Here is a 21,671-nt window from a genome sequence, read left to right on the forward strand (position 1 = left end):
GATTTATGGCTTGTCCGACGGCATCGGCGGCGTGCCCTGGCTCAATCGCTGGGTCGGGGCCACCAGGCGATGGCCACTGACCTCAGCGCCCGCATCGGCCGGCAGGCGGAGGAAGACAAATGTAGACAGTGCGGCCATCGTTCCGACCACGAAAAAGGCGGGGGCAAAACTGCCGGCGGTGATCTGGTCAGTGCCGCCGCTGAAAGTGACGGTCGCATGCAGCACCATGGCGCCCACGGCGACACCGGCTGACAGTGACAACTGCTGCATCATGGATGTGAAGCTGGTGGCACGGCTCATGCGATCGGGCGGAATGTCGGAAAAGGCCAGGGTGTTGATGCTGGTGAACTGCAGCGAGCGGAAGAAACCACCCATCAGCAGCAGGCCCATGATCATCAGATGCGCGGTATCGGGCCGGAACAGGCCATTGATGAAGATGAAGGCGCCGCTGATTACCGCATTGCCGATCAGCACGCGGCGGAAGCCGAAGCGGCGCAGGATCGGGGCAGCCGCCATCTTCATGGTCAGCGCACCGGCCGCCGAGATGAAGGTGATCATGCCGGATTCAAAGGCGCTGAGCCCGAAGCCCAACTGTAGCATCAGTGGCAGCAAAAAGGGAAGTGCGCCGACGCCGATGCGGAACAGGAAGCCGCCGGCGACGCTGGCGCGGAAGGTCGGCATTTTCAGCAGGCGCAGCTCCAGCAGCGGATGCGGATGGCTGAGCGCGTAGCGGATGTAAAGTCCGGTGCCGAGCGCGCCCATCACCAGCAGGCTGACGACAACGCCCGTGGGCAGCAGGTCGCGGCCGATGGTCTCGAAGCCAAAGACCAGTCCGCAGAGGCCGGTGGCCGACAACAGGAAGCCACGCCAGTCGAGCGGCGGCACATCCTTCTCGCGCACATTGGGAATGTAGAGCGTGACCAGCACGATCCCTAAGAGGCCGATCGGCAGGTTGATCCAGAAAATCCAGCGCCAGGACAGATAAGTGGTGATGAAGCCGCCCAGCGGCGGTCCGATAACAGGACCGATCAGCGCCGGCACGGTCAGCCAGGCCATGGCGCGCACCAGTTCGGCCTTGGGGATCGAGCGCAGCATCACCAGGCGGCCGACGGGCACCATCATCGCGCCGCCCAGACCCTGCAATGTGCGCGCGCCGACCAGTGTCCAGAATGAATCCGCCAGGCCGCAGAGCAGCGAGCCGATGGTGAACACGGCAATCGCCAGCCGGAACACCGTGCGTGCGCCGAAGCGGTCGGCCACCCAGCCGCTGATCGGGATGAAAACGGCGAGACTGAAAAGGTAGGAAGTGATCGCCAGGTTGAGCTTGAGCGGACTCTCGCCAAAGGATGCGGCGATGCTGGGCAGGGCGGTCGCCAGCACGCTGGAGTCCAGGTTCTCCATGAACAGCGCGCAGGCAACGATCAGCGGAATCAGCATAAGGATGGATGCGGGGCGGGGAGGAAAGGGGAATGAATCGGCAGCGACACGCCACTATAGCGAGTCGCGATCATGTCGAACGTTGCAAAGGATGCAATGGTTGCATGATCCACACACAATGGCCATGCGGCAGAATGTCCAGCACCTGCGGCGCGTTGCCCCAATGCGGCAATTCGCGCCTGCAGCATCGGATTGACCGGACGGGGCGTGGCAGTTTTGTTTTGTGACTGTCGAAAACAGACATAACATCTTTCCCGGGCATGGCCCCTGGAGGAATTGCGATGCAAGCCCTGCTCGATCCTGTCTTCCTGGCGCGACTGCAATTCGCGTTCACCGTTTCCTTCCACATCATCTTCCCCGCTTTCACCATTGGTCTGGCGAGCTATCTCGCCGTGCTGGAAGCGCTGTGGCTGTGGACGAAGAGGGATGTCTATCTGCAGGCCTTCCGCTTCTGGCTGAAGATATTCGCTATCAGTTTCGGCATGGGCGTCGTTTCCGGCCTGGTGATGAGCTACCAGTTCGGCACCAACTGGGCCGTCTTCTCCGACAAGGCCGGGCCGGTGATTGGCCCACTGATGGGTTGCGAGGTGATGTCTGCCTTCTTCCTTGAGGCCGGCTTCCTCGGCGTCATGCTGTTCGGCATGAACCGCGTGGGCAAGGGCCTGCACATGTTCGCCACTGCGATGGTCGCTTTCGGCACCTTCATTTCGGCTTTCTGGATTCTGGCCGTGAACAGCTGGATGCAGACGCCGGCAGGCTATGCCATCGCGCCGAATGGCCAGTTCGTGCCCGAAGACTGGTTCGCGGTGATCTTCAACCCGAGTTTCCCCTATCGCCTGGTGCATATGGTGCTGGCAGCCTATCTCACCACCGCCTTCGTCGTCGGGGCGGTCGGTGCCTGGCACCTGCTCAAGGACAAGTCGAACGTCAGTGCGCGCGTCATGTTCTCGATGGCGATGTGGATGGCCGTCGTGGTCGCGCCAATTCAGATTTTCGTCGGCGATCTCCATGGCCTGAACACGCTCAAGCACCAGCCTGCAAAGATCGCCGCCATGGAAGGTCATTACGAGACCCACAAGGGCGCGCCGCTCTATCTGTTCGGCCTGCCCGACAACGAAGCGGCCGAGACGAAATACGCCCTCGGCATCCCCAAGCTCGGCAGCCTGATCCTGACGCATGACTGGGATGGCGAGCTGAAAGGCCTGAAGGCGTTTCCGCGCGAGGAATGGCCGCCGGCGCCGGTGGTGTTCTGGAGCTTCCGCATCATGGTCGGCTTGGGCATGCTGATGCTGCTGATCGGTGCCGCCAGCCTGGTACTGCGCCTCGGCGGCCGCATCTATAGCACGCCGTTGCTGCATCGTGCCGCATTGCTGATGGGGCCGAGCGGCTTCATCGCGGTGTTGGCCGGATGGATCACCACCGAAGTCGGTCGCCAGCCTTATACGATCTACGGCTTGCTGCGCACCGCTGAGAGTGTGTCGCCCATCGGCCTGCCGGGCGTCGCCACCTCGCTGATCGCTTTCATCGTGGTGTATTTCATCGTCTTCGGCGCGGGGACATTTTATATCCTGCGCATGATGGGCAAGACACCGGGTGCCGATCATCCCGATGAACCTGTCGTCGCGGCGCCGCTACGCACTGCCGGCATCATGCCGGGCCCCGCCATGCAGGGCACTGCGATGGGCAAGGGAGGCGTGTCATGACGCTCGATCTTCCGCTGGTTTGGGCCGGGCTGATCGCCTTCTCGGTGCTGGCCTATGTAGTCCTCGATGGTTTCGATCTCGGCATCGGCATGCTGTTCCCGCTGTTCAAGGACGAGTCGGATCGTGATGTGATGATGAATTCCGTCGCGCCCGTGTGGGACGGCAATGAAACCTGGCTGATTCTGGGCGGCGGCGGTCTGCTGGCGGCATTCCCGCTTGCCTATGCGCTGATCTTGCCGGCGCTCTATGCCCCGCTCACCGCCATGCTGCTCGGCCTGATTTTCCGCGGCGTGGCGTTCGAGTTCCGCTGGCGTACCTTGCGCTGGAAACCGGTCTGGGACTGGAGCTTCATCCTCGGCTCGTATGTCGCCACCTTCATGCAGGGGATTGCGCTCGGTGGCCTGATCCAGGGCATCAAGGTGGAGGGCCGCGCCTATGCCGGCGGCTGGTGGGACTGGCTCACGCCCTTCAGTCTCCTCACCGGCCTGTCGCTGGTGATCGGCTACATGCTGCTTGGTGCCTGCTGGCTGATCATCAAGACCGAAGGTGGCCTGCAGGATCGCTGCTATCTGCTCGGTCGTCGCCTCAGTGTGCTGCTGGTAGCGATGATCGGCCTGGTCAGCCTGTGGACACCGTTTCTGGATGCGCAATTCCTGCAGCGCTGGTTCAGCTGGCCCAATATCGCGATCACTGCGCCGATGCCGATCCTGGTGCTGGTGATGTCAGGGATATTGTGGCGCGGCCTGCATGATCATCGCCGCGAAAAGACGCCGTTCCTGGCGGCGCTGGCGCTGTTCGTTCTGTCCTATATCGGCCTCGGGATCAGTTTCTGGCCGCTGATGGTGCCGCCATCGGTCACCTTCTACGACGCAGCGGCGCCGGATGTTTCGCTCGGTTTCCTGCTGGTCGGCGCGGTCATCCTGCTGCCGATCATCCTCGCCTACACGGCCTATGCCTATTGGGTCTTCCGCGGCAAGGTGGATCGTCATGCCCACTATCACTGAACAAAAGCCGTTCTGGCAGCGGCTGCTGTGGTTCGTGGTGCTCTGGGCTGGCGGCGTGCTGAGTGTCGCCGCCGTGGGCTATGCGATCAAGCTGGCGCTGAAGGCGTGAAGCCGCAGGCCTTGAGTGCGGCCAGCATATGCGGCGGCGGTTCGGCCATCACGCTGACCGGTGCGCGCGAGGGATAAATCGGCAGCACGATGCCATGGCTCTGCAGGTGCAGCGTGACGCCGCGATCCTTCTCGGCATCGCCATATTGCGTGTCGCCCACCAGCGCGCAGTCCAGGGATGCCAGATGCACGCGGATCTGATGCGTGCGGCCGGTGCGCGGCCGGCATTCGATCCAGCTCAGGCCATCGGGCGATGTGCCCAGCAGCTTGTAATCGGTAACTGAAGCCTGTCCCTGCGGATCGTCGGCCGGCACGATGGCCATGTGCCAGCCGCCATCGCGCGTGCTCAGCTTGCGCAGGGGTGCGCCGATGCGGCCTTCGGGTTGCTGCGGCACGCCACGCGCAATCGCCCAGTAGATTTTCTCGACCTTGCCGTCCTGGAACAGCTTGCCCAGCTTGCGCAGCGCCTTGGGGTGCCGGCCCAGCACCAGGCAACCGGAGGTGTCGCGATCCAGGCGATGCGCCAGCGCCGGCGGGCGCGGCAGGCCGAACTGCAGATGATGGAAATGACGCTCCAGATTGTCGCCGCCGCCGGGACCGGCATGCACCGGCAGGCCTGCGGGCTTGTCCAGCACCAGCATCAGGCCGTCGCGATAGAGCAGGCGATGTTCAAGTTCGGCGGGCGTCATGCCCGAGGGGTGACGCAGTTACGGCGTCGGGTCAAGAGCCGCCGGTTAAGAGCCGGTCGGTATTGCGACGCTCTTCTCGGCGCAGCCACGGTAGGTGCGGCCCTGATAGGTGGCCTGCGCGCTGTAAGGATAGGTGCGGGTCGCCATGCTGTCGGCGCAGGCGGTTTCCGTGATCACCAGTTCCAGCTTTTCGCCAGCGCTGCCCTCGGATGCATCCAGCGTCCAGGTCTGGCGGTTGCCGGAGACGGCCGGCGGCTTGGCGGCATAGCGTTGCGGCACCTCGCCCAGGCGGTCGAAGACGATATCCTCGCCGGCAATGCGCAGGTTCCAGTAGGGCTCGTTGCCGAAGGCGCGCCAGCCGCTGTCGGCCGCCGCGCCCTCGGGCGGGCAGTCCGGCGTGAAGTAGGTGAGCCAGCCCAGCAGATGGCCAGTGCCGGTCTGCACCGGCTGCGGCGTGCCGCAGCGCATGAAAGGCTCGGCCATCGCGGCCGGTGTGAAGGCCGGTCCGGCGACAGGTTGCGACGTGGTCGGTGTCAGCTTCGGCGCAGGACTGCCGCCGCTGCCGGTGCTGCATTCGTAGCGGCTGTTATCGACGCCTTTCATGCGCACCAGGATCATGCCGTGATTCTGCGGCACGACATCGGTCGCATAGGCCGGCTGTGCCGGATGCGTGGCCAGACAGGCGGTCACGCCGCCATACATCTCGGGCAAGAAACGGCCCCAGTCCTGCGACTCCCGGCTCTGCCGGGTGAGCTGGATATCGCTGGTCGTCGCGCGGTCGGCACAGCCGGCCAGCAGCAGAAGTGTCACAGCAAGGACGAAGGTTGCACGTTTCATACAGGCATCCAGATAAAGGCAGGTGGCCGGGGAATAGCCGTCTTGCCGTATAAAACGCGGTTTTCTAGCCTGTGGTTCCCTGATCCGTGGGTTTCCATGACACTGCCGCCCGGCCTTGCCCTGCATCCCTGCACATCCGCCGATATGGCCGATGTGCGCGCCCTGCATGCGCTGGCCTTCCGTCTGCTGGCGGCCGGTCATCACACGCCGGCACAGATCGCCGCCCATGAAGACCTGATCGCAGCACCGGCCTATGCCGAGGATGTGGCGCGCTCGCATCTGATCCTGGCTCGTGAAGATGCGTCGGGCCGTCTGGTCGGCACGGCCGGCTGGCTGGCGATGGCGGAGCGTCCGGCAACGGCGCGCATCCGCAAGGTCTTCGTGCATCCCGATATGGCCCGGCGCGGGCTTGCTTCTGCGCTGGTGCGGACGGCCGAGCAGGCGGCAGCTGCGGCCGGCTGTCCGCAGCTGTATGTGCGGGCCAACATCAATGCCGTACCGCTCTATGAGAAACTGGGCTATCGGGCCGAGGCGCACGGCAGCATGCCGGCCGGCGGTCAGGACCTGCCCGTGGTCTATATGAGCCGGTCCTGAAAAGGCTTGGGCCCCGCCCGGTTTGCAAAAATTTAGCGCCCGGGACGCAGGGCATGGACTATGCTGGCCCGGACGCAGCAGACGAGCCCAGTAAACAAGGGCCGGCGCGTCACGGGGGAATGTAGATATGCAGACCATGAGCATGCCGGCCGCTGCACGCCCATCACAGACGAGGCGAGCCTATGACGAACTCAAGCGCCGCATTCTCGACAACGAATTGCCGCCGGGCACGCAGGCGTTGGAGCAGGAGATCGCATTGCTGCTGGGCATGAGCCGCACGCCGGTGCGCGAGGCGCTGATCCGGTTGGCGCAGGAAGGCATGGTGGAGGTACGGCCGCGTCACGGCATGCGCGTGTTGCCGATCTCGAGCGCCGACCTGCGTGAAATCTATGATCTGCTCACCGGGCTTGAATCAACTGCCGTCGACATTCTGGCGCGCCGCGGCCTGACCACGGCCGAAGGTGTCGAACTCGACGGGCTGCTGAGTGAGATGACGGCGGCATTGCAGCGCGAGGATCTGGAAGGCTGGGCGGCGGGCGATGCGCGCTTTCATCGCCGGCTGGTCGAGATGGCGGGCAATCAGCGCCTGCTCGCCATGTTCGAGGCGATCCGAGACCAGTCGCATCGCGCCCGCATGGTGACGCTGCGGCTGCGGCCCACGCCGTCGCTGTCGAATGACGAGCATGGGGCTGTGGTGACGGCGATCCGCCGTCGCGATGCCGAAACCGCGCATCGGTTGCATCGCGCCCATCGCCAGCGTGCCGCACGGCTGCTGCTCGATCTGGTTGAACATCACGGGCTGGACCAGCTCTGAACCTTTCACAACCCGGTGGAACAGGGTCGTCTCTGTCTTGACGGCACGACTCTTGCGTCGCATTGATCGCAAGCGTTCATCCAAAGGGTTCTTCCGATGTTGAATACACCGCGTGCCCGCCGGGGCATGGTCACCGCGCCGCATCATCTGGCGGCCGAAGCCGGGCTTTCCGTTTTGCGCGAAGGCGGCAATGCCATTGAGGCGACGGTGGCGATGGCTGCCTGTCTCACCGTGGTCTATCCGCATATGACCGGTATCGGCGGCGACGGCTTCTGGCTGGTGGCTGCGCCTGGCAAGGACCCGGTGGCAATCGAGGCCTGTGGCCGCGCAGCGGCGAAAGCCACGCCCGATCTTTATAAAAGCCAGGGCCTGGGCAGCATTCCCTGGCGCGGACCGTTGGCCGCCAACACCGTGGCCGCCACGGTCAGCGGCTGGGGCGAGGCGCTGAAGCTCAGCGGTGAATATGGCGGCAGGCTGCCGCTGTCGCGTCTGGTCGCCGATGCTGTCTGGCATGCCGGGAACGGCTTTGCGGTGACGCAGAGCCAGGAAGACCTGACCCGTATCAAGCAGCCCGAGCTGCAGGGCCAGCCGGGTTTCGCCGCGCGCTTCCTGCCAAACGGCAAGCCGCCGGCCGAACGCAGCGTGATGAAACTGCCGGCGCTGGGCGCGACGATCAAGGAGATCGGCACGAAAGGCACAGAGGATTTCTATCGCGGCGCACTGGCAAAAGTGATCGCGGCCGATCTGGCGAAGATCGGCAGTCCGGTTGCCATTGATGATCTAGGCAGGCATCAGGCGCGCCGCCTTGCGCCGCTCAGTGTCGCGCTGAAGGCAGCGAAGCTGTTCAACTTTCCGCCGCCGACTCAAGGGTTCTCGTCGCTGATGATCCTGGCGCTGTTCGAGCGGCTGGGCGTGACAGAAGCTGAAGGCTTCGCCTATCTGCACGGGTTGGTGGAAGCGACCAAGCAGGCCTTCATCATCCGTGACCGCATTCTCGGCGATCCCGACAGCATGCCGGAACAGCCGGAGAAATATCTGCAGGCCGCGCAGCTCGATGCGCTGGCAGCGAAGATCGACCCGAAGACGGCGCTGCCCTGGCCGCAGCCGGCGTCCGGCGGCGACACCACCTGGATGGGTGCCATCGACGGCAACGGGCTGTCGGTCAGCTTCATCCAGTCGATCTATTTCGAATTCGGCTCGGGCTGCGTGCTCGATGAAACCGGGATCAACTGGCAGAACCGCGGCTCCAGTTTCCTGCTCGATGATAACGGTCCGCGCGCGCTTGCGCCCGGCCGCATGCCCTTCCACACACTCAATCCCGCGATGGCGCGTTTCGACGATGGCCGCACCATGGTCTACGGCACCATGGGCGGCGAGGGACAGCCGCAGACCCAGGCCGCCGTCTACAGCCGCTATGCGATGTTCGATCAGGGATTGCAGGCCGCCATCACCGCGCCGCGCTGGCTGCTGGGCAAGACCTGGGGCGAGAACAGCGTGACGCTGAAGCTGGAAAGCCGTTTCGATCCGGCCCTGGTCACAGCACTGAAATCCGCCGGCCACAATGTGGAACTGCTGGAAGACTTCACCGGCACCATGGGGCATGCCGGGGCCATCGTTCGGCATGCGGATGGTGTGCTGGAAGGCGCCACCGATCCGCGCAGCGACGGCGCGGCGGCCGGTTTTTAAGACCTCTGCCTAAAAATCCACCCGGTATCGGCCGGGAAGGGCAACTCAGGGCCTGTTCCGGCGTTTTACACTGGACAGGCGGGCGGCATACCGATTGCATCGTCTGGCGTAAACCGCCCGGGGAAAGCCAGTCATGAGTGCTGCGGTATGAGTATCCAGGTCGCGCTTCACCACCGCACAACCTATCGCTACGACAAGCCGATCAATCTCGGGCCGCAGGTGATCCGCCTGCGCCCGGCGCCGCATTGCCGTACGCCGATCCTGTCCTATTCGCTCAAGATTTCGCCCAAGGATCACTTCATCAACTGGCAGCAGGACCCGCAGGGCAACTATCTCGCTCGTCTGGTCTTCCCCGAGCGCACCGATCATTTCGAGGTGACGGTCGATCTGGTCGCCGATATGGCGGTGATCAATCCCTTCGACTTCTTCCTCGAGCCGCAGGCTGAAACCTTTCCCTTCGATTACGATCCCGATCTGAAGGAAGATTTGGCGCCGTTCCAGCGCGTCGATCCGCCGGGCCGTCATCTCGCTGCATGGCTCGCCGAAGTGCCGCGCGAGAAAAAGCGCACCATCGATTTCCTCGTCGGCCTCAACCAGCGGCTCGCCAGCGAGATCAAGTATCTCATCCGTCTCGAGCCCGGCGTGCAGACCGCCGAGCAGACGCTGGACCTGAAAAGTGGGTCCTGCCGCGACACGTCATGGCTGCTGGTGCAGGCGCTGCGGCATCTGGGGTTTGCTGCGCGCTTCGTCTCGGGCTACCTGATTCAGCTTGTCGCCGATGTGAAGGCACTCGATGGCCCCGAAGGTCCGGCCGCCGATTTCACCGATCTGCATGCCTGGGTAGAGGTTTATCTGCCGGGCGCGGGCTGGATCGGTTTCGATCCCACCTCGGGCCTGATGGCGGGCGAGGGCCATATCCCGCTGGCGGCCACACCCGAGCCGCAATCGGCCGCCGCGATTAGCGGCGCCATCGAAAAGGCCGAGGTCGAGTTCGGCTACGATATGAAGGTGATGCGTTTCCACGAGACGCCGCGCGTCACCAAGCCGATTGCCGACGAGGCCTGGGCGCAGATGTTGCAACTGGGTGATGCTGTCGACGCGCGGCTGGATGCCGGCAATGTTCGACTGACCATGGGCGGCGAACCGACCTTCGTTGCCATTGATGACATGGAAGGCGAGGAGTGGAATATCGCAGCATTAGGCCCGACCAAGCGCACTTATGCCGGCAAGCTGCTGCGCCGTCTGGCGGATCGCTTTGCAGCCTCGCCGCTGCTGCATTACGGCCAGGGCAAATGGTATCCGGGCGAACAGTTGCCGCGATGGGCCTTGAGCTGTCACTGGCGCAAGGATGGCGAGCCGGTGTGGCGCGACAAGACGCTGCTGGCCGCCGATGAAGACGCCGGCGACGGTGCCACCAACCACGACGCCGATATCTTCGCTGCCACGCTTGCCGACAAGCTCATGATCGATCCCGGCTATCGCATCGCCGGCTTCGAGGATGTCTGGTATTACCTGTGGCGCGAACGGCGGCTTCCGGTGAATGTCGATCCCTTCAAGTCGCACCTGAAGGACGAGCAGGAGCGTGCGCGCCTTAGCCGCATCTTCGAACAGGGCCTCGACAAGGTGGTCGGCTATGCATTGCCACTGACCCGCGAGTGGACGGGTGCCGGTCGACGCTGGCGTTCGGGTCCGTGGTTCCTGCGGCCGCAGGCGATGTATCTGCTGCCCGGCGATTCACCGATGGGCCTGCGCCTGCCGCTCGACAGCCTGCCCTGGGCCGCACCATCGGATCATCCCGGTCACCATCTGCCCGACACCATGATCGAGCGTCCGCTGCTGCCGGTGCGCCAGCCGATCTATCCGGCAGCGCTGGCCGCATCGGATACACCGCCCACGATGATGCAGCGCTGGCGCTCATGGTTCGTCGGGCGTGGTTATGCCGGCAGTGATGCCGGTCCGGCGATCACCTCCGACATCCGGCCTGATGCGTCGCCGACACGGCCGCCGAACCAGAAGTCCGATCCCGGCGTGGTGCGCACGGCTATGTGCATCGAACCACGAGGTGGTCTGTTGCATGTCTTCATGCCACCCTTCGATCTGGCGGAAGATTATCTCGACCTGCTGACGGCGGTGGAAGACACGGCGGCGCAGCTCAAGCGCAAGGTGGTGATCGAAGGCTATCCACCGCCGCGCGATCCGCGCCTGATGAATTTCAGCGTCACGCCAGATCCCGGTGTGATCGAGGTGAACATCCATCCATCGGGCAACTGGCGCGAACTGGCCGAGAAGACGACAGCGCTGTACGAAGAGGCGCGCCAGACCCGGCTCGGCACCGAGAAATTCATGCTGGATGGCCGCCATATCGGCACCGGCGGCGGTAATCATGTGGTGATGGGTGCGGCTCAACCCTTTGACAGTGCCTTCCTGCGCCGGCCGGATTTATTGCGCAGCGTGGTCGGCTACTGGCAGAACCATCCTTCGCTGTCCTATCTCTTCTCCGGGCAATTTATTGGTCCGACCTCGCAGCATCCGCGCGTCGACGAGGGTCGCGACGATGCGCTGGTCAACCTGCAGATCGCCTTCGATCAGGTCTCTCAGCATGGCAACACGCCGCAGCCCAATTCAACTCCACCTTGGCTGGTTGATCGCATTTTCCGCAATGTCCTGGTCGATATCACGGGCAATACGCACCGCACCGAATTCTGCATCGACAAGCTCTACTCGCCTGATGGCCCCACGGGGCGCCTCGGCCTGGTAGAGCTGCGCGCCTTCGAGATGCCGCCGGATGTGCGCATGAGCCTGGCGCAGCAACTGCTGCTGCGCGGGCTTCTCGCCGCTTTCTGGGAGCAGCCCTATACGCGCAAGCCGGTGCGCTGGGGCACACGGCTGCATGACGAATTCCTGCTGCCGCATTTCTGCCTGCAGGACTTCAATGACGTGCTGGATGATCTCAAGGCCGCCGGCTTTGGCTTCGATCCCGGCTGGTTCGCTGCCCATGCCGAATTCCGCTTCCCGCAGATCGGCGAGATTGCGGCGCGCGGTCTGGAGGTGGAACTCCGTCATGCGCTCGAGCCCTGGCATGTGCTGGGCGAGGAAGCGACGGCAGGCGGCACCGCGCGCTATGTCGACAGTTCGCTTGAGCGTCTGCAGGTGAAGGTGAAGGGGCTGGTGGACGGTCGTCATGTCGTGGCCTGCAACGGCCGCGCCGTGCCGCTGCGCGCCACCGGCGTGCCGGGCGAATATGTCGCTGGCATCCGCTACAAGGCCTGGGCGCCGCCCAGCGCCATGCATCCTTCCATCGGCGTCCATACCCCGCTGGTCTTCGACCTGTTCGATAGCTGGAACGGCCGCTCGCTAGGCGGGTGCACCTACCATGTCGCGCATCCCGGCGGGCGCAGCTACGACACCTTCCCGGTTAACGCGAACGAAGCCGAGGCGCGCCGTCGTGCCCGGTTTTTCAGCATGGGCCACACGCCGGGCCACATGCCCACCCCGCCGGCACAGCCGTCGCGCGAACAGCCGCTTACCCTCGACCTGCGAACGGGGTAATATTCGGCGCCCGATTCGACCGCATCGAATGCCGACACGCTGATGAATTCGCCCCTGCAGGCTCCGTTAGGTGATCCGGCTGCGCCCGCGCTGCTGCCGGCCGGTCTCGCCAATGCCTATGACGAGATGGTCACCGGCCAGGGCATCATCCGTCCGCACTGGCAGCCGCTGCTTGCTACCTTGAGCGAGCTGGGTCCCGCCGGCCTGGCTGAACGCGCCGAGCGCGGCCGCCAGTATCTGGAAGACGAGGGCGTCACCTACAATCTCTACGAATTGCCCGACAACACGGGCGGTGCCATCGCGCCGCCGCTGCCCGAGCAGCGGCCCTGGCGTCTCGATCCGGTGCCGGTGCTGCTCTCGGCCGAGGAGTGGGCCGGTATTGAGGCTGGTCTGATCCAGCGCGCGCATCTGCTGGATACACTGCTGCGCGACCTTTACGGACCGATGACCCTGCTGCGCGAGCACCGCATCCCACCGGCGTTGGTCTATGGTCATCGCGACTTCCTGCGTGCAGCGCGGCGCACCGATGGTCAGCCGCAGGGGCGCATGCTGCAGCATTATGCCGCCGAACTGGTGCGCGGGCCCGACGGCATCTGGCGCGTGATCGCCGACCGCACGCAGGCCCCTGCAGGTGCAGGCTATGCCTTGCAGAACCGCCGCGTGATGTCACGGCTCCTGGGCGGCGCGCTGCGCCAGTGCCGTGTGCGTGCGCTCAACACCTATTTCGAATACTGGCAGGCCGATCTGGCGGCGCGCTCGCCGTCGCAGGCCGACAATCCACGCGTCGTGCTGCTGACGCCCGGCCCGTATAACGAAGCCTATTTCGAGCATATCTATATCGCGCGTGAACTGGGCGCGACGCTGGTGGAAGGCGCCGACCTCACCATGCGGGATGGCCGCATCTACATGAAGACGCTGGCTGGGCTGGAACAGGTGGACGTGATCCTGCGCCGGCTGGATGGCGAGTGGTGCGATCCGCTTGAGCTGCGCGCCGATTCCACGCTGGGTGTCGTCGGCCTGCTGCAGTCATCGCGCGATGGTCAGATCGCGGTCAGTAATGCCATCGGCAGTGGCCTGGGCGGTTCACCGGCGCTGCAGGCCTTCCTGCCCAGCCTTGCCGATCAGATGCTGAAATCTTCGCTGGCGCTGCCCTCGGTGGCGACCTGGTGGTGTGGCCAGTCCTATGCATTGAAGGAAATGGAGCAGCGCTTCGACAGCCTGGTGATCCGCAGCGCCTATGGCCTGCAGGACCAGCCCATCGCTGTCAGCGCGCTGTCCGATGCGGAGAAGGCCAGCCTGCTGGCACAGGTGAAGGCGCGACCGGGCGATTACGTGGCGCAGGAACGCATCGTGCCGTCAGTCTCGCCGGGCCTGGGCGAAAGCGGCCTGGAGCCGCAGCCGATCCTGCTGCGCGTGCAGGTGGTCGCCGATGGCGACAGCTATGTGGTGATGCCGGGCGGTCTGGCGCGCGTGCCGGAGAAGAATGATCCTTTCGGCGCCACCTTGCAGCGCGGTGGCGTCAACAAGGATGTCTGGGTGGTGGCGCATGACCAGTCGCCGACCATCATCCGTGGCAGCGCCACGCGTCAGCGGCTTACCTTGCGCCGATCGTCGGGCACACTGCAAAGCCGCGTCGCCGACGATCTGTTCTGGCTCGGTCGCAGTGTCGAACGTCTTGATGATGGCGCGCGGCTGTTGCGTGCCGTGCTGTCGCGGCTGGTCGGTGAATTCGCCTCGGCCCGCGATCTGGTGGAAATGACGGTGCTGGCCCGGGCACTCGCCCGCTGCGGCCTGATCGACCAGCGCGCCGCTGCCGCGCCGCCGGACAGCGCGCTGTTCATGGGCGCGATCACGCGCGCCTGCACGTCGGGTCAACTGATGGGGCAAACGCTGGATGGCATCGAGCGCCTCGCCGCTGTGTCGCGGCATCGTTTCTCGGCCGATATGTGGCGCATGTTCAACCATCTGCTGGGTGAGCTGCGACAAAGTCGCGCGGCGGCCACCGGTGACGCCGATGCAATGCTGCAGTTCTGCGACCAGATGATCCGCGCTACCGCCGCCATCGCCGGCATGCTATCGGAGCACATGACGCGTGGTTCGGGCTGGCGCTTCCTCGATTTCGGCCGCCGGCTGGAACGCGCCATCTTCATCACCCGCAGCGTTTCGGCCGCGACGACAGTGTTGGGCCAGAGCAGCGACAGCGCCTTTCGCATCGCGCTGGAGGTCAGTGATTCCACGCTGACCTATCGCCGCCGCTACCGCGCCGCCCTGCAGGCCGCCGCCGTCTTCGATCTGCTGCTGCTCGATGCCAGCAATCCGCATGCGTTGGCCTTCCAGCTGCATGCCATGAACCAGCATCTGGATGCCCTGCCCAATCCCGATGCACCGCCGCGCGGCACCGACTGCATGGCGCTGGCGCGGCCGTTTGCCGATCTGGTGGCACTGTTCGATCGCGACGAAATTTCGCGCGAGGACATGATGCAACTCGCCTCACGCCTGCGCGGCAGCCTAGATGCCGCTTGCGATGCGTTGATGGATGTGTCGGATCAGCTCTCGCGCACCTATTTCAGCCATGTCCAGGTGGCGCGCAGCTTCGGGTTTGGCTCCTGATGAAATACCGCCTGCGCCATACCACCTCCTACAGCTACTCCTGGGCAGTCGATATCTCGCACCACATGCTGCATCTGGCGCTGCCCGACCTGCCGCGCCAGCGCGTGAAGAGCTGCGCTGTCACCACCACGCCGAATGCCGACCAGTTGCGCGAGCAGGCCGACCATTTCGGCAATCGCATCGCTCACCTTACGATTGCCGAATCCCATACCCGCTTCGATGTCGAGCTGCGGGCCGAAGTCGAGGTCGATCCGGTGCGCGCACCCGATCCGCAGGCGACGCCGGTCTGGGAAAGCGTGCGCGACGCACTGGCGGGCGACGGCTTCCCCGATCCGGTGCCGGAAAGCGAGTTCGTGCATGAGTCGCCGCTGGCGCAGCCCAGCGATGCCGCCATCATCTATGCCATGGCCAGTTTCACGGCGGGCCGTCCGATCCTGGCGGCGGCAGTGGACCTGACCGCGCGCATCTTCAAGGATTTCCGTTACGATCCCGCCGCCACCGATGTCTTCACGGCCGTGGCCGTGGTGATGCAGAAGCGCGCCGGCGTTTGCCAGGATTTCGCTCATCTGCAGATCGCCATGCTGCGCGGGCTTGGTCTCGCGGTGCGTTATGTCTCGGGCTATATCCGCACCCTGAAAGCTGGCGATGCACCGGGTTCAGGTCTGCGGGGCGCCGATGCCAGCCATGCCTGGATCAGTGTCTGGTGTGGACCGGAATATGGCTGGATCGATCTCGATCCGACCAACAACCTGATCTGCTCCGACGAACACGTCACTGCAGCCATCGGCCGCGACTATGGCGATATCAGCCCGGTGCGCGGCGTGGTGCTGGGCGGCGGACCGCATCGCATCGGCGTCGCCGTCGAACTTGTTCCGCTCATCTAAACTGGCTCCTGCAATAGACTCACATGGGCGCTCACCACGCGCCAGCCGTCCGGCGTGCGAATCCAGGTTTGGCTCTGTCGCCCGGTTCTGGGTGAATTCGCCCGCCTGAACTCGGTATTCGCCGTGGCGAAGTCGCGGCCATAGGTGGTGATGCGGGTGTTGAAGATTTCGCGCATCAGGCCCGCCGACGGCCGGCCGGCGCGAAAGGCCTTGATCTCGTCATAGGACTGCAGGTTCTCGGTCACGCCATAGCGCAGCGTCAGCGGGCTGTTCAGGAACAGCTCATCCAGCACATCCACGTCGTTGCCGGTCAGCGCCTTTTCGTAACGCATGAAGGCGGCTGTCACCTCGGCGACCACGTCGGGAAGATTGATGTCCATGATGTCCTCTGTGCCTAGACGGCAATGGATGCGGCGATGCCGCTCTGTTCCAGCCGGCGCGCCACCCGCAGCGCTCGTTCTTCCTGCCATGGCGCGGCGATGATCTGCACGCCAATCGGCAGTTTTCCCTTGCGGTCTGCATAAGGTGCGGCCACCACCGGCAGGCCGATGGCCGAGATCGGCTGCGTGAACAGACCCATATTGGCGCGTACTGGCATTTCCACGCCGTTCAGCACCATCATCACCTGGCCCAGCTTGGGGGCCACCCGCGGCGTCGCCGGCGCCAGGATGATGTCGACATTTTTAAACACCTCCAGCACGCGGGCCTGATAGTAGCGCCGGAAGCGATGCGCCTGCACCAGCCAGTCGCTGGGCAGCATCAGGCCGGCGAAGAAACGGTCACGCACGGCCGGGTCGAAATCCGCAGCGCGCGTCTTCAGCCGTTCGCGGTGCAGATTGGCGCCTTCGGTCGTGGTGATGACATAGGCCGCCGCACGGCCACGCGCGGTTTCGGGGATGGTGACACGCTTGTCGGTTTTCAGTTCCCTGGCGAAGGCGGCCACGGCGTCATGCGCGTCAGGTTCGCCCTGATCGGCGAAATAGCCGTCGGCCACGGCGATACGCAAGCCGTCGATACCGGCATCCAGCGCGGCCATGGTGGCTTCGACCGGCTTCTGCGCACACCAGGCATCCTGTGCATCGGGTCCCTGCATGGCGTCGTAGCTGAGCGCCAGATCGGCCGTCGCACGCGCCATCGGGCCCAAATGATCGAGGTTGGCCACGAAGGGAAAACTGCCATGGCGACTGAGTCGCCCGAAGGTCGGCTTCAGACCGAACAGGCCGCAGAGCGACGATGGCACACGGATCGAGCCGTTGGTATCGGAGCCAAGGCTGAGCGGCACCATGCCGGCTGCCACTGCGGTGCCCGACCCGCCCGATGAGCCGCCGGCCATGCAGGTGGGGTCGTGCGGATTGCGGGATGGGCCGTAATGCACATTTTCGCCGGTGAAGTCGTAAGCATATTCGCCCATGTTCAGCGCACCGACGAGAATCGCGCCGGCAGCCTCCAGACGCTGCACCAACACGGCATCGGCTTGCGCCAGCGCATGGTCGCGATTGATCTTCGATCCGGCCAGGGTGCTGAGTCCGGCGACATCGAACAGGTTCTTCACAGCAAAGGGCACACCGGCCAGGGGCCCGAGTGTCTGCCCGGCGTCACGCATCTGATTGATGGCGGCGGCCTTGGCGTGGGCGCGCTCCGAGGTGACAGCGGTGAAGGCGTTCAGCTCCGGATTGGTCGCCTCGATGCGGGCCAGCGATACCCGCACTGCCTCGGTGGCAGAAACCTTGCCGCCCTGCACGGCCGCAGCAATTTCGTGGGCCTTGCTCTGCCAGTCGATGCTCATGGTTTATGCCTTGAAGATCGGGGCGGGCTCGGTGTCATCGGGCAGCGGCTGGCCCAGGAAGGCCTGCGCGATCTGGCGCGAGCGCTGGAGATTGTCGATCACGCCGGGTTTCCAGGCGTCGTCCAGCGTGATGCCCAGTGCCTTGGCGGCGGCGGCCATATAGGCTTCGGCATCGAAGGTATCGTCACTCATGCAGCATCCTCGATCAGGGCGGCGGAGTATCCGCTGCCGGAATATGACAGGCAACCCTGGTGCGGAGCGGCGTCGCGCTGCGTCTGGCTTGCCCTCGATACAGCAATTCCCGGACCACAGCCGCGTCGTCTGAATCGTCATTCTCCGGCCACGGTCCATTGGCAAGTTGCCTTGCCGCTGGGCAGAGGACTTGCGCTGCCGCCCGCCTCTTGGGCATTAACCCTGCCTGGATCGGCTCAAACCGCCCCGAAAGCCCGCAATGACGCTGGCATGGAATCTGCTTTGTATGGATCAGCATCCGGTGCCGAGGCGCATCGGGCTGCGAGAGTAACCCCGGCTCCCGATCTCTGATCGGACCGGGTGGCGAGACGGACACTTGCGCCGGCTGCGGTTTCCGCAAGCCGGCGTTTTTTTGCCTGCCGACCAGTCCCACGCCTCATGACACACGGGGATTAAGCATTGTTACCCTCCGGATCCGGCCATTTTGTCGGTATTGTCCGCATGGCGTCTGTCCTTTGCCGGGGCTAGGCTGGCGGCCTCGCCATCAAGGGAAGAAGCACAATGAAACTCTACTATTCGCCAACCTCGCCCTATGTCCGCAAGGTCACCGTGCTTGCGATGGAAACCGGGCTGGACGCGAAGATCGAGCGCCATGCGCTCAGCACCACGCCGGTCAACCAGCATGCCGATGTCGTGCAGGCCAATCCGGTCGCCAAGGTGCCGACGCTGGTCACCGATGACGGTCTGCATCTCTTCGACAGCCGCGTGATCTGCGAATATCTCGATGGCCTGCATGACAAGGCGAAATTCTTCCCGGCCAGCGGCAAGGCGCGCTGGGTGGCCCTGCGCGAACAGGCGCTGGGCGACGGCCTGCTCGATGCGGCACTGCTGGTGCGCTACGAAGGCTTCCTGCGTCCTGAAGACAAGCGCTGGTCCGACTGGTCGGAAAACCAGATGAAGAAGGTCCATGGCGCGATGACCGAGATCGAGAAGCTGGCCGGCGGTTTCGGCGATCGCCTCGATATCGGTACTGTCACCATCGCCTGTGGCCTCGGCTACATGGACTTCCGGTTCGCCCATACCGAATGGCGCAAGCAGTATCCCAAAGCCGCAGCCTTCGCCGACCGCATGTTTGCGCGGCCGTCGTTCAAGGCCAGCGTTCCTCCGGCCTAGCCATGAGCGAGGCGGCGCCCTGGCTGAAGGACCGCCGCCTCGCGCATCTGCTGACCGTGTGGCGTGACCTGCGTCCCACGCCGGGCCACCTGCCATCGCGCCTCAGCATCGATCCGCTCCGTCTCGGTGCCGATCTTCTGCCCCATGTCGGTCTGGTCGAAGCTGTCGATGGTGGGCAACGTTTCCGCTTCCGCCTGGTCGGTAGCCGCATCGTCACCCACTCCGGCCATGAGCTGGTCGGGCATTACATCGACGAGCTGAACCCCAACCGCGACTACGCCGACTATCTCGCCAACCTGTACCGGCTGGCGATGAGCGAGCGGCAGCCGGTTTATTCCGAAACTGCCTATCGCGCACCGACTGGCCGCGCCGGACTGACGCGACGACTCATCTGCCCGCTGGCGGATGATGGCGTCACCGTTGACATGTTTGTCGCCACGCAAACCTTTGCGGCCGACGAGGGCAGCGGCGATGCGCCCACCTATACCTATGCCGCCAGTTTCGAGCCGGGCGTCACACTCGTTGTGCCGGACTGACGGTCAGGCCGCCGCCAGAACCCGGCGCCGATCCTCCACCACGCGGTCGGCCAGTTTTCCGGCCAGCTCCTGCAGATGATCGAAATGCGCGGCGAAACCGCCGACACCCAGTGTCATCGAGCGCAGCTCGACTGCCAGATCATGCATCTCGGCTTCCGGCAGATAACAGTCGATGGCGTCCCAGCCAGGCCAGTCCTCGCGGGCGCGGATGCCTAGGATCTGGCCGCGTCGTGACGACACGATGGCATGCACCTTCGCCGTATATTCGGTCGGCACCGTGAAGGTGACGGCCTGGATCGGCTCCAGCAGCACCGGCGCGCATTTCGCCAGGCCCTCGCTCATCGCCAGACCGCCGCAGGTGCGGAAGGCCTGGTCCGATGAATCGACGGTGTGATACTGGCCATCCACCAGCGTCACGGCCACATCGACGACCGGGAAGCCCAGCGGCCCGCGATGCAGCGAATCCTGGATGCCCTCGTCCACGGCAGGGATGTAGTTCTTCGGGATGGCGCCGCCCACCACCCGGTTGGTGAAGTGATAACCCTGTCCGCGCGGCTGCGGCACGATCTCCACCTTGATGTCGGCGAACTGACCATGGCCGCCGGACTGCCGCTTGAAACGCGCATGCTGTTGCGCGCCGTGGCGGATTGTTTCCTTGTAGGCGGTTGGCGGTGCGCTGCTGCGCACGGCGACGTTGAAGCGGTGCTGCAGCTTGTCGACGCCGAGCTTGAGATGGATTTCACCCTGACCCTTCAGCAGCAGCAGGCCCGCGCTCTGTTCGATGATCAGGCTCGGGTCTTCCTCATGCAGCTTGGCCAGTGCCGCCGTCAGCTTCACATCGTCCTTGCGGTCGGTGGGATGCAGCGCGCGGGCATGCACGGCGTCGGCCGGAACAGGCCAGCCTGCCACGGTGCGGCCTTCACCCTCGCCATTCAGATGCTGGCCGGTGGTGATGTCGTCCAGCTTGCCCAGCGCCACCACATCGCCGGTGCTGGCATGCGCCAGCTTGTCGGCCTTGCCGCCCATCATGCGATAGAGACCGCCGAGGCGTTTACCGCCCAATGCGCCATTCTCGGCGATCTGGCCCGACCAGATGCGGCTGAAGCTCAGCTTGCCGGTATGCGACTGATGCTGGGTCTTGAACACGGTGGCACAGAAGGCCTCGTCGCCTGGCGAAAGCCCCAGCCGCGCGGCGGTTTCCTGGTGATGCGGTGCTTCATGCCGCAGCGCCTTCCACAGGCGCAGTACGCCATTGCCGCGTTCGGCCGATCCGAAGAAGACCGGCACGATCAGGTCGGCGGCGATATCCTTGGCCAGTTGCGCGTAGATTTCCTGCGGCGGCGGCGTGCGGTCCTCCAGCAGCTGTTCCAGCAGCGTGTCGTCAAAATCGGCGATGGTCTCCAGCAGCATCTGGCGCGCCTCGTTCTCGCGTGGGCGTACGCTGTCGGGCATCTCGATCAGGTCGGAAGACTTGTTGTCGCAATAGCGGTAGGCGCGTTCCGACACCAGGTCGACATAGCCGGTGATGGTGTCGCGGTCGCGGATCGGTACCTCACGCAGCACTAGCGGCCGGGTCGAAACCTGCTGCAGGGCGGCCAGAAGATCGGCCATGCGGATGCTGGTCTTGTCCAGCTTGTTGACGAACAGCACATGCGGGATGCGGCGTTCGTCCAGGAAGCGCAGCAGCGGCGCCAGCGTTACGGCGCGCGCCGGATCAGGCTCGGCCACCACGATGGCGATGTCGGCCACCATCAGAGCGCTTAAAGATTCCTGCGCCAGTTCCACCGAACCGGGACAGTCGATGAAAATCCAGGGATCGTCCAGGAAGCGGCCATGCGCCAGATTGGGCTCAACCGTCATCTGGCGGCTGCGCGCTTCCGCGCTGGCATCGCCGATGCTGGTGCCGTTGGCGACGCTGCCCTTGCGCGGGATCGAGCCGGCGATGAACAGAAGTGATTCCATCAGCGTGGTTTTGCCGGACGCATACGGTCCGACGATGGCGGCAACTCTGGGCGCGCTTGCACCCGAGGTGCTTACACTGGGCGAGGATTGAGATGTGTTGGGCATGA

The 21,671-nt window shown here is 64.6% G+C and carries 18 protein-coding genes; 11 read left to right on the forward strand and 7 right to left on the reverse strand.

Translation table 11 applies throughout. The features are described from left to right. Nucleotides 1-3 precede the first annotated feature (3 nt). Nucleotides 4-1,437: a DHA2 family efflux MFS transporter permease subunit gene (locus tag AC1RRE_RS04510; protein ID WP_492979895.1), complete on the reverse strand. Its 1,434-nt coding sequence runs from the start codon at nucleotides 1,435-1,437 to the stop codon at nucleotides 4-6. Nucleotides 1,438-1,718: 281 nt separating this feature from the next. Here AC1RRE_RS04510 and AC1RRE_RS04515 point away from each other — a divergent pair, with 281 nt between their 5' ends. From AC1RRE_RS04515 to AC1RRE_RS04525, 3 genes are read left to right on the forward strand one after another with little or no spacing between them, the layout of a single operon-like run. Then, nucleotides 1,719-3,140 carry a cytochrome ubiquinol oxidase subunit I gene (locus AC1RRE_RS04515; RefSeq protein WP_492979896.1) on the forward strand — a complete coding sequence of 474 codons (1,422 nt, stop codon included), beginning with the start codon at nucleotides 1,719-1,721 and terminating at the stop codon, nucleotides 3,138-3,140. Next, nucleotides 3,137-4,144, forward strand: coding sequence for a cytochrome d ubiquinol oxidase subunit II (cydB, locus tag AC1RRE_RS04520; protein WP_492979897.1), 1,008 nt, complete (start codon nucleotides 3,137-3,139; stop codon nucleotides 4,142-4,144). Before AC1RRE_RS04515 ends, cydB begins: the two co-directional genes overlap by 4 nt. Further along, a complete protein-coding gene (locus tag AC1RRE_RS04525; protein WP_492979898.1) occupies nucleotides 4,128-4,253 on the forward strand; it encodes a DUF2474 family protein in 126 nt (41 codons plus the stop codon). The genes cydB and AC1RRE_RS04525 overlap by 17 nt, the downstream gene beginning before the upstream one ends. On the opposite strand, the gene AC1RRE_RS04530 is transcribed toward AC1RRE_RS04525, so the two are convergent. Then, entirely contained in the window at nucleotides 4,231-4,941 is a 711-nt protein-coding gene (locus tag AC1RRE_RS04530) for an RluA family pseudouridine synthase (RefSeq protein WP_492979899.1), read from the reverse strand. The two genes, AC1RRE_RS04525 and AC1RRE_RS04530, sit on opposite strands and share 23 nt — an antisense overlap. A gap of 45 nt (nucleotides 4,942-4,986) precedes the next feature. Next, entirely contained in the window at nucleotides 4,987-5,778 is a 792-nt protein-coding gene (locus AC1RRE_RS04535; protein ID WP_492979900.1) for a COG3650 family protein, read from the reverse strand. Between the two features lie 96 nt (nucleotides 5,779-5,874). On the opposite strand from AC1RRE_RS04535, the gene AC1RRE_RS04540 reads away from it, so the two are divergent. The 6 genes from AC1RRE_RS04540 (at nucleotide 5,875) to AC1RRE_RS04565 (ending at nucleotide 15,915) form a co-directional block, all read left to right on the forward strand. Next, nucleotides 5,875-6,372: a GNAT family N-acetyltransferase gene (locus AC1RRE_RS04540; protein WP_492979901.1), complete on the forward strand. Its 498-nt coding sequence runs from the start codon at nucleotides 5,875-5,877 to the stop codon at nucleotides 6,370-6,372. Between the two features lie 127 nt (nucleotides 6,373-6,499). Next, complete coding sequence (locus tag AC1RRE_RS04545; protein WP_492979902.1) at nucleotides 6,500-7,186, forward strand: GntR family transcriptional regulator; 687 nt, start codon at nucleotides 6,500-6,502, stop codon at nucleotides 7,184-7,186. A gap of 96 nt (nucleotides 7,187-7,282) precedes the next feature. Further along, nucleotides 7,283-8,872 (forward strand): gamma-glutamyltransferase family protein, encoded by a 1,590-nt coding sequence (locus AC1RRE_RS04550; protein ID WP_492979903.1) that lies wholly within the window; start codon nucleotides 7,283-7,285, stop codon nucleotides 8,870-8,872. Nucleotides 8,873-9,019: 147 nt separating this feature from the next. Beyond that, entirely contained in the window at nucleotides 9,020-12,421 is a 3,402-nt protein-coding gene (locus AC1RRE_RS04555; protein ID WP_492979904.1) for a transglutaminase family protein, read from the forward strand. A 42-nt stretch (nucleotides 12,422-12,463) separates the two neighbouring features. Continuing rightward, nucleotides 12,464-15,031 carry a circularly permuted type 2 ATP-grasp protein gene (locus AC1RRE_RS04560; RefSeq protein ID WP_492979905.1) on the forward strand — a complete coding sequence of 856 codons (2,568 nt, stop codon included), beginning with the start codon at nucleotides 12,464-12,466 and terminating at the stop codon, nucleotides 15,029-15,031. After that, complete coding sequence (locus AC1RRE_RS04565; RefSeq protein WP_492979906.1) at nucleotides 15,031-15,915, forward strand: transglutaminase family protein; 885 nt, start codon at nucleotides 15,031-15,033, stop codon at nucleotides 15,913-15,915. The genes AC1RRE_RS04560 and AC1RRE_RS04565 overlap by 1 nt, the downstream gene beginning before the upstream one ends. Here the strand turns inward: AC1RRE_RS04565 and hpxZ are convergent. Genes hpxZ through AC1RRE_RS04580 form a run of 3 tightly spaced genes read right to left on the reverse strand, consistent with a single transcriptional unit; the run spans nucleotide 15,912 to nucleotide 17,893 of the window. Then, a complete protein-coding gene (gene hpxZ, locus AC1RRE_RS04570; protein WP_492979907.1) occupies nucleotides 15,912-16,295 on the reverse strand; it encodes an oxalurate catabolism protein HpxZ in 384 nt (127 codons plus the stop codon). The two genes, AC1RRE_RS04565 and hpxZ, sit on opposite strands and share 4 nt — an antisense overlap. A gap of 14 nt (nucleotides 16,296-16,309) precedes the next feature. Next, on the reverse strand, nucleotides 16,310-17,701 hold the full coding sequence (locus tag AC1RRE_RS04575) for an AtzE family amidohydrolase (RefSeq protein WP_492979908.1): 1,392 nt from the start codon (nucleotides 17,699-17,701) through the stop codon (nucleotides 16,310-16,312). A 3-nt stretch (nucleotides 17,702-17,704) separates the two neighbouring features. Continuing rightward, nucleotides 17,705-17,893: a DUF4089 domain-containing protein gene (locus AC1RRE_RS04580; RefSeq protein ID WP_492979909.1), complete on the reverse strand. Its 189-nt coding sequence runs from the start codon at nucleotides 17,891-17,893 to the stop codon at nucleotides 17,705-17,707. Between the two features lie 561 nt (nucleotides 17,894-18,454). Here AC1RRE_RS04580 and AC1RRE_RS04585 point away from each other — a divergent pair. Together AC1RRE_RS04585 and AC1RRE_RS04590 are read left to right on the forward strand one after the other, a co-directional pair. Then, nucleotides 18,455-19,066, forward strand: a complete 612-nt coding sequence (locus AC1RRE_RS04585; RefSeq protein WP_492979910.1) for a glutathione S-transferase — start codon at nucleotides 18,455-18,457, stop codon at nucleotides 19,064-19,066. Nucleotides 19,067-19,068: 2 nt separating this feature from the next. Beyond that, nucleotides 19,069-19,602 carry a PAS domain-containing protein gene (locus AC1RRE_RS04590; protein ID WP_492979911.1) on the forward strand — a complete coding sequence of 178 codons (534 nt, stop codon included), beginning with the start codon at nucleotides 19,069-19,071 and terminating at the stop codon, nucleotides 19,600-19,602. Nucleotides 19,603-19,605: 3 nt separating this feature from the next. On the opposite strand, the gene AC1RRE_RS04595 is transcribed toward AC1RRE_RS04590, so the two are convergent. Beyond that, a complete protein-coding gene (locus AC1RRE_RS04595; RefSeq protein ID WP_492979912.1) occupies nucleotides 19,606-21,669 on the reverse strand; it encodes an elongation factor G in 2,064 nt (687 codons plus the stop codon). Between the last annotated feature and the right edge of the window lie 2 nt (nucleotides 21,670-21,671).

This window comes from Ferrovibrio sp. GW821-FHT12D07 (assembly GCF_058807275.1).